This is a genomic window from Tenacibaculum crassostreae, from assembly GCF_964512405.1.
GTDB lineage: Bacteria > Bacteroidota > Bacteroidia > Flavobacteriales > Flavobacteriaceae > Polaribacter > Polaribacter crassostreae.
On record NZ_CAZELE010000007.1, the window covers coordinates 308,600 to 322,405 of the forward strand.

The 13,806-nt window shown below is 33.2% G+C and carries 13 protein-coding genes; 8 read left to right on the forward strand and 5 right to left on the reverse strand.

Going from position 1 to position 13,806, the window contains the following annotated elements:
- Nucleotides 1-2: 2 nt before the first annotated feature.
- Genes ACKTST_RS11725 through panC form a run of 3 tightly spaced genes read right to left on the reverse strand, consistent with a single transcriptional unit; the run spans nucleotide 3 to nucleotide 2,187 of the window.
- Nucleotides 3-953 carry a lysylphosphatidylglycerol synthase transmembrane domain-containing protein gene (locus ACKTST_RS11725; protein ID WP_408047931.1) on the reverse strand — a complete coding sequence of 317 codons (951 nt, stop codon included), beginning with the start codon at nucleotides 951-953 and terminating at the stop codon, nucleotides 3-5.
- A 1-nt stretch (nucleotide 954) separates the two neighbouring features.
- A complete protein-coding gene (gene panD, locus ACKTST_RS11730) occupies nucleotides 955-1,305 on the reverse strand; it encodes an aspartate 1-decarboxylase (protein WP_274634613.1) in 351 nt (116 codons plus the stop codon).
- Between the two features lie 27 nt (nucleotides 1,306-1,332).
- The gene (gene panC / locus ACKTST_RS11735) at nucleotides 1,333-2,187 is read right to left on the reverse strand and encodes a pantoate--beta-alanine ligase (protein ID WP_408047932.1); all 855 of its coding nucleotides are present in this window, start codon (nucleotides 2,185-2,187) and stop codon (nucleotides 1,333-1,335) included.
- Between the two features lie 96 nt (nucleotides 2,188-2,283).
- On the opposite strand from panC, the gene ACKTST_RS11740 reads away from it, so the two are divergent.
- From ACKTST_RS11740 to glmS, 3 genes are read left to right on the forward strand one after another with little or no spacing between them, the layout of a single operon-like run.
- Complete coding sequence (locus tag ACKTST_RS11740; protein WP_408047933.1) at nucleotides 2,284-3,099, forward strand: glycogen/starch synthase; 816 nt, start codon at nucleotides 2,284-2,286, stop codon at nucleotides 3,097-3,099.
- Nucleotides 3,099-4,646 (forward strand): DUF4270 family protein, encoded by a 1,548-nt coding sequence (locus ACKTST_RS11745; protein ID WP_408047934.1) that lies wholly within the window; start codon nucleotides 3,099-3,101, stop codon nucleotides 4,644-4,646. Before ACKTST_RS11740 ends, ACKTST_RS11745 begins: the two co-directional genes overlap by 1 nt.
- 9 nt (nucleotides 4,647-4,655) lie before the next feature.
- On the forward strand, nucleotides 4,656-6,512 hold the full coding sequence (gene glmS, locus ACKTST_RS11750) for a glutamine--fructose-6-phosphate transaminase (isomerizing) (RefSeq protein ID WP_408047935.1): 1,857 nt from the start codon (nucleotides 4,656-4,658) through the stop codon (nucleotides 6,510-6,512).
- 49 nt (nucleotides 6,513-6,561) lie between these two features.
- Here glmS and ACKTST_RS11755 read toward each other — a convergent pair whose 3' ends face one another.
- Nucleotides 6,562-7,581 (reverse strand): endonuclease/exonuclease/phosphatase family protein, encoded by a 1,020-nt coding sequence (locus ACKTST_RS11755; RefSeq protein WP_408047936.1) that lies wholly within the window; start codon nucleotides 7,579-7,581, stop codon nucleotides 6,562-6,564.
- Between the two features lie 41 nt (nucleotides 7,582-7,622).
- Complete coding sequence (gene gdhA, locus ACKTST_RS11760; protein WP_408047937.1) at nucleotides 7,623-8,966, reverse strand: NADP-specific glutamate dehydrogenase; 1,344 nt, start codon at nucleotides 8,964-8,966, stop codon at nucleotides 7,623-7,625.
- A gap of 189 nt (nucleotides 8,967-9,155) precedes the next feature.
- Between gdhA and pheS the strand changes: the two genes are divergently transcribed.
- The 5 genes from pheS (at nucleotide 9,156) to ACKTST_RS11785 (ending at nucleotide 13,793) form a co-directional block, all read left to right on the forward strand.
- The gene (gene pheS / locus ACKTST_RS11765) at nucleotides 9,156-10,175 is read left to right on the forward strand and encodes a phenylalanine--tRNA ligase subunit alpha (RefSeq protein ID WP_408047938.1); all 1,020 of its coding nucleotides are present in this window, start codon (nucleotides 9,156-9,158) and stop codon (nucleotides 10,173-10,175) included.
- A gap of 83 nt (nucleotides 10,176-10,258) precedes the next feature.
- Nucleotides 10,259-10,654: a hypothetical protein gene (locus tag ACKTST_RS11770; protein ID WP_408047939.1), complete on the forward strand. Its 396-nt coding sequence runs from the start codon at nucleotides 10,259-10,261 to the stop codon at nucleotides 10,652-10,654.
- Nucleotides 10,655-10,668: 14 nt separating this feature from the next.
- Nucleotides 10,669-11,145: a hypothetical protein gene (locus tag ACKTST_RS11775; RefSeq protein ID WP_408047940.1), complete on the forward strand. Its 477-nt coding sequence runs from the start codon at nucleotides 10,669-10,671 to the stop codon at nucleotides 11,143-11,145.
- 98 nt (nucleotides 11,146-11,243) lie between these two features.
- Nucleotides 11,244-12,998 (forward strand): aspartate--tRNA ligase, encoded by a 1,755-nt coding sequence (aspS, locus tag ACKTST_RS11780; protein WP_408047941.1) that lies wholly within the window; start codon nucleotides 11,244-11,246, stop codon nucleotides 12,996-12,998.
- A gap of 90 nt (nucleotides 12,999-13,088) precedes the next feature.
- Nucleotides 13,089-13,793 (forward strand): DUF6503 family protein, encoded by a 705-nt coding sequence (locus ACKTST_RS11785; protein ID WP_408047942.1) that lies wholly within the window; start codon nucleotides 13,089-13,091, stop codon nucleotides 13,791-13,793.
- Nucleotides 13,794-13,806 lie beyond the last annotated feature (13 nt).

A 13,806-nucleotide genomic window follows, 5' to 3' on the forward strand; every position in this document is an offset into this window, starting at 1 on the left:
AACTATTTGTTTTTATTATAGATAGGAAGTAGCAAAAATGCCAATCCGCCAAAAACAATAATCATAAGTGTTTGGGCGGTCCACATAATCCAACCAAAAGCGGTTGCAGGTTCTTCTGCAATTCCAAATAAGGCTAAAGCTCCAGCAACAGCAACTGGGTACAATCCAATTCCTCCGTTAGTAGCAGCAATAGCAAAACCACCTGCGATGAATCCAATTAAAACACCTCCAATTGGAACTTGTAGCCCTTCAATTGCAGGTATCGTAGCCCAAAACATTGCAACATACATTACCCAAATAAAAACGGTATGGAAAATAAATGCCCACTTGTGTTTCATTTTGAAGATGCTAGTAACACCTTCGACTAAACCAGCAATAAAGTTTTTGATTTTTAATCCGAATCCTGATTGTGCTTTTTTAACGTATTTACTAAAAAAGAATCCGCCTAATACTAAAACTACAACTCCTATTCCAATTTTAGCAGGGTCGAAGTTTTTAGTAAGTAATTCATAAATAAAATCAAATTGCACAAAAAGGGTTATGGTAATGATGCTCAACATCATTATTAAATCGGCAATTCTTTCAGCAACAATGGTTCCGAACCCTTTTTCAAAAGGAATGTTTTCATAGTTTGTCATTACCGCTGCACGCGACACCTCTCCTGCTCTTGGCACTGCATAATTTACCAAATAAGCAACCAAAACCGCCATGGTACTATTCCCAAAATCGGGTTTATACCCCATAGGTTCTAGTAAATATTTCCAACGATAGGCTCTTGATAAGTGGCTTAAAATTCCGAAGAACAACCCTAAAGCTATCCATCCGTAGTTGGCATTTTTAAAATATTGAAGCAGTGTTTCAACCGAAACTTTTGAGAGAGAGTACCAAACTAAAAAACCTCCCAATAAGAGAGGTAATGTAATTTTTGTAATCTTTTTTATTGTTATATTCAAACTATTCTAACAGGTTGTTTTCTTCATTAGGGAAGACTAATTGTGGTTTAAATTTCTTTGCTTCTTCTAACTCCATAAAAGCATATACGATTAAAATAAGTATATCACCTTTTTGAACTCTACGAGCAGCAGCACCGTTTAAGGTAATTTCACCACTTCTTCTTGGACCAGGAATTGCATAGGTTTCTAAACGTTCACCATTATTGTTATTTACAATCTGAACACGTTCTCCTTCGATAATTCCAGCAGCATCCATTAAATCTTCATCAATGGTTATGCTCCCTATATAGTTTAAATCCGCATTAGTTACTTTAACGCGGTGTATTTTAGATTTTACTACTTGTACTAACATGTTGCAAAAATAGTTGTTTTTTAATGATTAATGTTTTCTTTTTAAGCTAATGTTATCAATCAAACGAATGTCTCCTGCGAAAACAGCTATAAAAGCACGGTATTTCTTATTTGGTTCGATGATTGTTGCTGTTTCTAATGTTTGTTCATCAGCTATGGTAAAATACTCAAGTTCTAATAACGGATGTTTTTTTAACTTTTTTTCTACCCATTCGGTTAACTCTTTAGCACTTTTTGCGCCAAACTTCTTTCTAGCTTTTTTTAAGGTTTTGTAGATGAACGGAGCTGCTTCTCTATGCTCTTTTGTTAATCGAACATTTCTAGAGCTCATCGCTAATCCGTCTTCTTCTCTAAAAATAGGTCTTCCTTTAATTTTAACAGGAATATTGTGCTTTTCAACTAGTTTATGTATGATTTGTAATTGCTGAAAATCTTTCCTTCCAAAATAAGCAGTATCAGGTTCAACAATTTCGAATAATGCTTTTACGATGGTTCCAACACCATCAAAATGTCCGTCTCTAAACTTACCTTCCATTTGATGTTCCAATCCGTCAAAATCAAATTTTTCTGAAGTTATGTTTTCTGCATAAATTTCTTCAACAGAAGGAAAAAACAGCACATCGCAATTTACCGATTCTAACAACAAAACATCATTATCAAACGTTTTCGGGTATTTATCTAAATCTTCTTTGTTATCAAACTGAGTAGGATTGACAAAAATACTTACAACACCAATATCGTTTTTCTCTTTAGCTCTTTTAATTAACGATAAATGTCCTTGATGTAAGGCTCCCATGGTTGGAACAAATCCGATTGATTTTCCATCAGCTTTTTGATTTGATAAAAATTCTTTTAATTCGGATTTTTTGGTGAAAATTTTCATTCTATATTTATTGAAATGCATGCAAAATTAGCAATTTAACACGATTTTTGCATTAATTTTCGTATTTTTGCACCTCAATAAAAGAGACCGATTTTAATGAAGGATAAGAGAATTTTATATGTTTCGTCTGAGGTAACCCCTTATTTACCCGAAACAGAATTATCGTCTACCGCATTTAACGTTGCTAAAAATGCACATTCTAAAGGAATTCAAACTCGTATTTTCATGCCTCGATTTGGGGTAATTAATGAACGAAGACATCAATTACATGAAGTTATTCGTTTATCGGGTATGAATTTAATTATTAACGACATGGATATGCCATTAATAATTAAAGTTGCTTCGATTCCTAAAGAAAGAATGCAAGTGTATTTTATTGATAATGATGAGTATTTTAAACGTAAAGCTGTATACTCTGATGAAGATGATAAGTTATTTGACGATAATGACGAGCGTATGATTTTCTTTGCAAAGGGAGTTGTAGAAACAGTTAAAAAATTAAACTGGGCACCAGATATTATTCATGTTCATGGATGGATGGCTTCTTTACTTCCGTTATATTTAAGAGAATTTTATAAAGAAGAACCATTGTTTGCTGAAAGCAAGATTGTAACTTCGCTTTACAATAGCAATATTGAAAACTTGAATGAAGAGATGGCAAACAAAGTTCGTTTTGACAAAATAGACGAAACTAAAGTAACAACTATCGAAACACCAAGTCATATAAATATTTTAAAGAGCGCTATTGAAAACTCAGATGCTGTAATTAAAGGTAGTGAGGTTTTATCTGGTGAAATTGAGTCTTTTATTGAACAAACAAACACAAAAGTATTAGATTTTCAATCTGAAGAAACTTTAACCGAAGCATATTTAGAATTTTATAAAGAAAACGTTTTAGAATTAAGCGAATAATGATTAGAAAAATTGGTGTATTAGGTATTAGCCTGCTATGTTTTGCAGCTATTACATCGTGTGAAAAAGATTTTAGTGAAGTAGGAACTAATGTTGTAACCAACACAAAATTTGAAACAGGAGAAATTTTAGTAGACGTTGAAATTACTCCAATAAATATAGAGCGAGTACAAGCAGACAATATAAACGCTACCATTGGAGAATACTGGCTAGGGGTGTACAACAACCCTGATGCTGAAAAAATTGAAGCGTCAATCGTCTCTCAAGTAGGGTATGTTTCGGGATTAAAAAATACAGCAGGCACCGATACTACTTTAACTTTAGATAAAGTAATATTAAAACTTCCTTACCCAGCTACATCAACTGGTAAAGACGGGGGAAAAACATTACACAGGTTAGATTCAATACTAGGAAGCACTACTGACAGCACTTCCCTAGCGGTAAAACTGAACACTACCTTCTTAAACACTTTAGACCCTGTTGATCCTGCAAAAAACAATATCTTTAACTCTGATACTGAATATGTTGCAGGACAAGATTTAAACGAAGAGTTAAATTTTAAATTCTTACCAAACTGGAAGAATGACACAGTTTTTACTTTAAAAAGAATTGACAGGTTTAACCCATCAGAATTTTATGAAGAAACTATAAAAATGAATAGAATAATTAGTGGAGACACTATACCTGTTCCTTTTTTAGCTATCCCTTTAGATGTAACTAAAATGCAAAGTTTATTTTGGGATAAATTTGAAAGTACTGAGTTTTCTTCTAAAGAAGAATTCGACAACTATTTTAGAGGGTTAATAATTGAAGCTTTTGGAGATGATGGCTCTTTAGTTCCGTTTAATTTAGCAAATACACCTGCTCCTGTTTTAGATTTTTATTATACAAAATCTGTAAAAGATGGAACCACTTTAAAAGATACAATAAACAGCAAGTACTCTTTTCCTTTATCTGGTGTAAGAAATAGTCTTTATAAAATGACTGATGCAACAAACGCTGCACCGTCAAATAATTTTTCTATTCAAGGTACGGCAGGTACAATGGCAGAAGTTAAAATTTTAGACGAAACAAAACTTCAAGAATTAAGGAGTCAGAACCTGTTAATTAATGACGCTTCATTAACTTTTTATATTAATCAAAGCATCAATTCAGATAAGAACATTGTTCCTCAAAGATTGTTCTTATATCAAAATAAAGACAACGGATCAGGAGGAACTTCTCCTACACATATATTGGATGCATATACAGAGTCTGCATTTTTTGGAGGAGGTTTAATTTTAAATGATGACGCTCCTGAAAAATATACATTCAGAATTACTGACTATATTTCTAAGTTATTGTCTGGAGAAGATGATATAACTATTGATCCATTAGTTTTAAAAGCATATAATCCAACCGATTCACCTGTAAGCAATAATGTTTTAAACACGAATGTTAAAACTTACAACTGGAATCCAAGATCTGTTATGTTATTAGACGGAAATGAAGCTGTTAATGGCAGCAAGAGAGCTGTTTTAAAAATATCATATTCAAAAGAAAAATAAGAAATTGTTATGTGCGGAATTACTGGATATATAGGACACCGAGAAGCTTACCCAATTGTAATTAACGGATTAAAGCGATTAGAGTATAGAGGATACGACAGTGCGGGTATTATGATGTATGACGGAGACGTTATGCACTTATCTAAAACCAAAGGAAAAGTTTCTGACTTAGAAATAATCACTAATAAAGAAGAAAGTAGAAAAAAAGGTCAAATAGGAATTGGACACACTCGTTGGGCAACTCATGGTGTCCCAAATGATGTTAACTCTCACCCACACTTTTCTCAATCAGGGGATTTAGTAATTGTTCATAATGGTATTATTGAAAACTATGACACCATCAAGAAAGAATTAGTTACTAGAGGTTATGAGTTTAAAAGTGATACCGACACCGAGGTTTTAGTAAATCTTATTGAGGAAGTAAAGAAAAGTGAAGGTTGTAAATTAGGAAAAGCTGTTCAATTGGCTTTAACTAATGTAATCGGAGCTTACGCTATTGCCGTTTTTGACAAAACAAAACCTAATGAATTAGTAGTGGCTCGTTTAGGAAGTCCTATTGCTATTGGAGTTGGGAACAACAACGAAGAGTTTTTCGTTGCTTCTGATGCTTCTCCTTTTATTGAATATACTAAAGACGCTATTTACCTTGAAGATGGTGAGTTAGCTATTATCAAAAAAGATAAAGGAATTAAAGTTCGCAAAATAGAAAACGACAAAGAAATCGATGCTAATATTCAAAAATTACAATTGAGTTTAGAGCAGATTGAAAAAGGTGGTTACGACCATTTTATGTTGAAAGAAATTTACGAGCAACCAAAAGCTATTATTGATACTTATAGAGGTAGAATGTTAGCTAACGAAGGTGTTATAAAAATGGCTGGTGTTGATGATAACATGTCTAAATTCTTGAATGCAGACAGAATTATTGTCGTTGCTTGTGGTACTTCTTGGCACGCAGGATTGGTTGGAGAATATCTTTTTGAAGACATGGCGCGTATTCCTGTTGAAGTTGAGTACGCTTCAGAGTTTAGATATCGTAATCCTATTATTACACCAAAAGATGTAGTTATTGCTATTTCTCAATCAGGAGAAACTGCTGATACTTTGGCTGCTATTAAATTAGCAAAATCTAAAGGAGCTTTTGTTTTTGGTGTGTGTAACGTTGTAGGTTCATCTATCGCAAGAGAAACGCACGCAGGAGCTTATACACATGCTGGCCCTGAGATTGGAGTTGCATCAACAAAGGCATTTACTACACAAATAACTGTTCTTTCTTTAATTGCTTTAAAATTAGCACAAGCTAAAGGAACACTATCAACATCAGCGGTAAATAATTATTTACAAACCATGCAGCAAATTCCTGCTCAGGTAGAGAATTTATTGAAGATAGATTCACAAGTTAAAGAAATTGCTGCTGTATATAAAGACGCTAAAAACTGTTTGTATTTAGGCAGAGGATTTAACTTCCCAGTTGCTTTAGAAGGAGCTTTAAAGTTAAAAGAGATTTCTTATATCCACGCTGAAGGATATCCTGCAGCTGAAATGAAACACGGACCTATTGCTTTGATTGATGAGAACATGCCAGTTTTTGTGATTGCAACTAGTAGAGGTCACTACGAAAAAGTAGTAAGTAATATTCAAGAAATTAAATCGAGAAGTGGTAAAATTGTTGCCATTGTTACTGAGGGTGATGAAACGGTAAAAGAAATTGCCGACCATGTAATCGAAATTCCTGATACTGAAGAAGCATTTACACCTTTATTAACTACTATTCCGTTACAGTTATTATCTTATCATATTGCTGTAATGTTAGGTAAAAATGTAGATCAACCAAGAAACTTAGCAAAATCGGTTACTGTTGAATAACAATAGATTTATTAGAAATATAAAATCCTGAGGTTAACTCAGGATTTTTTTATACATCTTTTTCTAAAGTAATATATACAGGAAAATGGTCTGAAACTCCACCTTGATAAAAGGGTCCAATATAAGTTCTAAACGGACTTCCTTTGTATTTTCCTTTATAGATTTTTAACCATTTTTTCTTGAAAATTTTAGCTTCTAAAAAAGTATGGTGACTTTTTCCAGCATCAAAAAAATCTCTTGAAAAAATAATCTGATCAAACAAATGCCATTCTTTATAATGAGTTAACGTTCCATTCCCTTTTTTATAAAGCGATTTCATTGGATTATATAAATCATCGTTCATCAAATAATCCTGTATACTTCTGCTAGTAGGATTATCATTAAAATCACCCATAATAATGAATTTAGAATCCTTTTCCTTCTCTTTAATTTCTGAAATTACCTTTTGAACCAACTCAGCTGCTTTAATTCTATTTATAGCTGTTACTTCTTCACCATCTCTTCTAGAAGGCCAATGGTTAACCAATACATACACTTCTTCGTTATTTAACTTCCCTTTTACCACCAATAAATCACGAGTATAATCAACCTCTCCTTCTTCATCTTTTAATAAAAGCGAATGAGTTTTAGATGAAATTACTTCAAAAAAATCGCTATTATACATTAAGGCTACATCAATTCCGCGCTCATCTAGAGAATCGTAATGAACATACTTATAATTAAATTTTAATACGTTTTTATGCGTAGTAATATCTTTAATCACTTTTGAGTTTTCTACCTCAGCTAAACCAATAATAACTGGTGGAATAGAAGAACTCTCTAACCCTATTTGACTAATTATTGAAGTTATTTTTTTTACTTTATGGTTGTACTTTTTTAAGTTCCATCTTCTCTTTCCGTTTGGAGTATAATCATCATCAACAGTAAACGGATTGTCAACTGTATCAAATAAATTTTCTACATTATAAAAAGCTATGGTAATCTTATTCTTTCTTCTGCCCATTAATCGTAAAATTTGTAACTCATCGAAAGTACAAAAATTGAATTTACCGAAAACAAAAAACCTCATAGCTAAACTATGAGGTTTTAATAATATATATAATAATGTTATTATACTGCTCCTTGATCTAACATTGCGTCAGCTACTTTTACGAAACCTGCAACGTTTGCTCCTTTTACATAATCAACATATCCATCTTCTTGTGTACCATATTTTACACAAGCTTCGTGAATATTGTTCATGATTGAATGTAACTTAGCATCAACTTCTTCACGAGTCCAAGATAAACGTAAAGAGTTTTGAGACATTTCTAAACCAGAAGTTGCAACACCTCCAGCATTAGATGCTTTTCCTGGTGCAAATAAAATCTTAGCTTTTTGGAAAACCTCAATAGCTTCTGGTGTAGATGGCATGTTTGCTCCTTCAGCAACACAAATACATCCGTTATCAACTAATGCTTTAGCCTCTTCACCGTTTAATTCATTTTGAGTAGCACATGGTAAAGCTACATCACACTTAACTCCCCAAGGTCTTTCCCCTGCAAAGAATTTAGCTGATGGATATTTTTCAACGTACTCGCTAATTCTTCCACGTTTTACATTCTTTAACTCCATAACAAAAGCTAATTTATCAGCATCGATACCAGCTTCGTCATAAATGTATCCTGAAGAATCAGACATTGTAACAACTTTTGCTCCTAATTGAGTAGCTTTTTCGGCAGCGTATTGCGCAACGTTTCCTGAACCAGAAACTACAACAACTTTACCATCAAAAGAATCTCCTTTAGTTTTTAACATGTTTTCAGCGAAGTAAACATCACCATAACCTGTAGCTTCAGGGCGAATTAATGAACCTCCCCAAGTTGCTCCTTTACCAGTTAAAACACCAGTAAACTCGTTACGTAAACGCTTATATTGTCCAAACATGAAACCTATCTCACGTCCTCCTACTCCGATATCACCTGCTGGCACATCTGTATCAGGACCAATATGACGAGCTAATTCAGTCATAAAAGATTGACAAAACGCCATTACTTCACGATCAGATTTTCCTTTAGGGTTAAAATCAGATCCTCCTTTACCTCCACCCATTGGTAAAGTAGTTAATGAGTTTTTAAAAACTTGTTCAAATCCTAAGAATTTTAAGATTGATAAGTTTACTGATGGGTGAAAACGTAAACCACCTTTGTAAGGTCCAATAGCAGAGTTAAACTCTACTCTATACCCTCTGTTTACTTGAATTTCTCCGTTGTCATCAACCCAAGGCACTCTAAATAAAATAGTACGCTCTGGTTCTACCATACGCTCAAGTAACTTTTTACCTTGATATTTTGGGTTATTCTCTATAAACGGAATTACAGTTTCTGCTACTTCATGTACAGCTTGCAAAAACTCTGGTTCATATGCATTACGTTCTTTAACGTAATCCATAAATGCATTTATCTTAGATTCCATAAACTTAGTTGTTCTGTTATTATAAATTTATCTACAAATTTTGCTTTGCAAATATAATTAATTTACAATTCGTTAATTTTATTTTTTTGTTTAATTTACTTGTTTTAGTACCCCTAAATCAAACACTTATAAAAGCCCTTTTATTTTCGCAAAAAAACGTAAATTTGCAGCTTAACTTTTGGAAAGATTATGTTAGATAAGGTAAAAGAACTGATTGGTGATGTACAAGCTTTTAAAGCAACTTCGAAAGAAGAAGTAGAAGCTTTTAGAATTAAGTATTTAGGAAGTAAAGGATTATTAAAAGATTTATTCGCTGAATTTAAAAATGTTGATGCTGAACTTCGTAAAGATTTCGGACAAGCGTTAAACAACTTAAAAAACTCAGCAGAAAACAAAGTTTCTGAATTAAACGAAGCTCTAGAAAATGCTGTTGAAGATAAAGGAGTTTATGGTGATTTAACTCGTCCTTCTGAACCAATTGAATTAGGTTCTCGTCATCCTATATCTCTTGTAAAAAATCAAATCATCGAAGTATTTAACCGTATTGGTTTTACCGTTTCTGAAGGTCCTGAGATTGAAGATGATTGGCATAACTTTACTGCGTTAAACTTACCAGAATATCATCCAGCACGTGATATGCAGGATACTTTCTTCATTGAAAAGAATCCAGATACCTTGTTAAGAACACATACATCTTCTGTACAAGTACGTTATATGGAAAATAACGAACCTCCAATTCGTACCATTTCTCCAGGACGTGTATTCCGTAATGAAGATATTTCTGCACGCGCGCACTGTATCTTCCACCAAGTAGAAGGTTTATATATTGATACTGACGTTTCTTTTGCAGATTTAAAACAAACGTTGTTATACTTTACTAAGGAGATGTTTGGAAAATCTAAGATTCGTTTACGTCCGTCATATTTCCCTTTTACCGAACCAAGTGCTGAAGTAGATATTTATTGGGGATTAGAAACTGAAACCGATTACCGTATAACCAAAGGAACAGGTTGGTTAGAAATTATGGGGTGTGGTATGGTAGATCCTAACGTTTTAAAGAACTGTAACATCGATCCAACAAAATATAGCGGGTATGCTTTTGGTATGGGAATAGAACGTATTGCAATGTTATTATACCAAATTCCAGATATTCGTATGTTCTATGAAAATGATAAACGTTTCTTAGAGCAGTTTAAATCGGTGATTTAATTTTAAGAAAATAGAATAAAGATACAAGAGAAGAGACAAATTGGTCTCTTTTCTCGTTTCTTATCTCTCTAATCTCAATAAAAATGAAAAAAGATATTCATATCCCTACAGTTACAGGCGTAGAAATTGCAGTTGTTTTAGATAAAAATGAAACAGACAATTCAGATGAATGGGGTGTTTATATTATCAATAGAAAAGAAGTTGCTTTAGAAATGGTTGTAATCGTTTCTCAAGGATTTTCTGAAACAAAAAAAACATCTTTATTCCGTAGAAAAATTGATGCACTACCTGCAAACTCTTTTTCTAAGTTTGAAATTATGCAACCTGAATTGTTTGCATTAGACAATCGTTTTCAAGTAACATTTTTTGAAAACAATCAACTGCACGATAAAACCTATATTTTTCAAGCAGAAACTATTCAAAAAGGATTTTTAAAAGATATAGATATTTTAGGCAAAAAAGGAATATCAATTAAATAACAATTTAAATTCTTATGAGAAAAATAGTTTTTACTTTTTTGTTTGCAATTTTCACTTCATTTTTAGTGCAATCACAACAAATACAAAAAGAAAAAGTTTTTGGAGGCTACCAATATTCGGTTGACGGAAAAGCTCTTTCTATGAAAGAAATGATAAATCTAATGGAAAGTAACACCAAAGCTTTGGCGTTAATGAAAAAAGCAAAATCAAATACTACTTTAGCAACTGTCCTTGGAGGAGTTGGTGGAGCATTAATAGGGTTTCCTATAGGAACAGCAATAGGAGGTGGTGATGCTAACTGGACCTTAGCTGGTGTAGGAGCAGGTTTAGTTATTGTAGCAATCCCTATCGCTTCTGGAGCTAACAAGAAAGCTAATCAGGCTGTAGAATTATATAATTCGTCTTTAAATACAACTTCGTATAATAGTTTTAAACCACAATTCAACATGTTATTAAATGATAATGGTGTTGGAATTTCTATGACTTTTTAAAAAAATAATTTTCATATTAAGGCTGAATAGTTATGTGCTATTCAGCCTTTTTTATTGCTATTAATTCCGTAATTTTGCGCAGCTAAAAATTTCAAGAAATGTATAGAACGCATACTTGTGGCGAGTTAAGAGCGTCGCACATCAATACAGAAGTTACCCTTTCAGGTTGGGTACAAAAATCACGTGATAAAGGATTTATGATTTGGGTAGATGTACGTGATCGTTACGGAATTACACAGTTAATTTTTGATGAAGAGCGTACCGCAAAAGACTTAATGGAAAAAGCAAGAACTTTAGGTCGCGAGTTTGTAATTCAAGTAAAAGGAACTGTTATTGAGCGTGCTTCTAAAAATACTAACATCCCAACCGGGGAAGTTGAAGTATTGGTTTCTGAATTAGAAATTTTAAACGAAGCAAAATTACCTCCATTTACTATTGAAGATGAAACTGACGGTGGTGAAGATATTCGTATGCAATATCGTTATTTAGACATTCGTCGTAATCCGGTAAAAAACAGTTTGATTTTCCGTCATAAAGTATCGATGGAAGTTCGCAAATATCTTTCTGATAAAGGATTTATTGATGTAGAAACTCCATATTTAATTAAATCTACTCCAGAAGGAGCACGCGATTTCTTAGTGCCTTCTCGTATGAATGCGGGTCAGTTTTACGCCTTACCACAATCGCCACAAACCTTTAAGCAATTGTTAATGGTAGGTGGAATGGATAAATACTTCCAGATTGTAAAATGTTTTAGAGATGAAGATTTACGTGCCGACCGTCAACCAGAGTTTACACAAATAGACTGTGAAATGGCATTTGTTGAGCAAGAAGACATTTTAGAAATCTTTGAAGGAATGACACGTCATTTATTAAAAGAGATCAACGGAGTTGACGTAGACAAATTCCCAAGAATTACGTTTGATGATGCAATGCGTAAATATGGTAATGATAAACCAGACATTCGTTTTGGGATGGAGTTTGGTGAGTTAAACGAAGTAGCACAGCACAAAGATTTTAAAGTATTTAACGATGCTGAATTAGTAGTTGGAATCGCTGTACCAGGAGGAAATGCTTATACTCGTAAGGAAATTGATAAATTAATTGAATGGGTAAAGCGTCCGCAAGTTGGTGCTTTAGGAATGGTGTATGTAAAATGTAACGAAGACGGAACATTCAAATCATCAGTAGATAAATTCTACGATCAAGAAGATTTAGCTAAATGGGCAGAAGCTACAGGAGCAAAAGCGGGGGATTTAATCTGTGTACTTTCAGGAAATACCAATAAAGTTCGTGCTCAATTATCTGCATTACGTATGGAAATGGCTGAACGTTTAGGCTTACGTAAATCAGACGAATTTGCTCCGTTATGGGTAATCGATTTCCCGTTATTAGAATTAGATGAAGAAACAGGGCATTACCATGCAATGCACCACCCATTTACTTCGCCAAAACCAGGTCAGTTAACCTTATTAGATACAAACCCTGGCAAAGTAAAAGCAAATGCGTACGATTTAGTATTAAACGGAAACGAAATTGGTGGAGGTTCTATTCGTATTCACGATAAAGAAACGCAAGCAATTATGTTCAAGCATTTAGGATTTACTGAAGAGGAAGCAAAAGCTCAGTTCGGATTCTTAATGGATGCTTTCGAATACGGAGCACCACCTCACGGAGGTTTAGCATTTGGTTTAGACCGTTTAGTGGCAATATTAGGAGGACAAGAAACCATTCGTGATTTCATTGCATTCCCTAAAAATAACTCAGGACGTGATGTAATGATAGATGCACCTGCAACAATTGACAATGCACAGTTAGAAGAGTTAAGTATTCAATTAGACATTAAAAAGTAAGAAAGTTATTGCAAGCATTAGCGAAGCAATCTCAAAATATAAATCCCGTTCTAAATTTTTAGGATGGGATTTTTTATTATTTTTAATCCTATGAAAAAACTAACTATTCTTTTTGCTTTTTTACTAACTACTCATCTATTTTCTCAAGAACTCACAGGAATAGAATTATTAGATAAAACAATCCAATATCACGATCCGAATGGAAATTGGGAAACGTTTAATGGTACTTTGTTCGTTACTATGCAAACTCCTAAAAACCCTAAAAGAGATAGTGAAATAAAAATCAATCTGCCTGAAGAATATTTTTACGTAAAAGCTTCAAGAGGAGAGAATACAACTGAATATACAATTGATAAAGGAAAATGTAAAATTAGTTTTAACGGACAAGAAAATCCTTCCGAAGAAGTTTTAGAAGAACATAAATTAAACTGCAACAGAGCTAATCTGTACAAAAACTATTATACCTATTTGTATGGACTTCCGATGAAATTAAAAGACAACGGAACGATTATTCATGATAAAGTAGAGCGTAAAACTTTTAAAGGAAAAGAATACTTAGTACTTAAAGTTACGTATGATAAAAAAGTAGGTTCTGATGCTTGGTATTTCTATTTTAATCCGAAAACCTATGCGATGGAAGTGTATCAGTTTTTTAAAGAAACTCCTACTAGTGGAGAATACATTTTACTTTCTGATGAAATAACCATCAATGGAATAAAGATGCCTAAAAATAGAGCGTGGTATTACAATAAAGACAACGGTTATTTAGGAACGGATTTTTTAACTAATAAATAAGTGTTTTTATCAG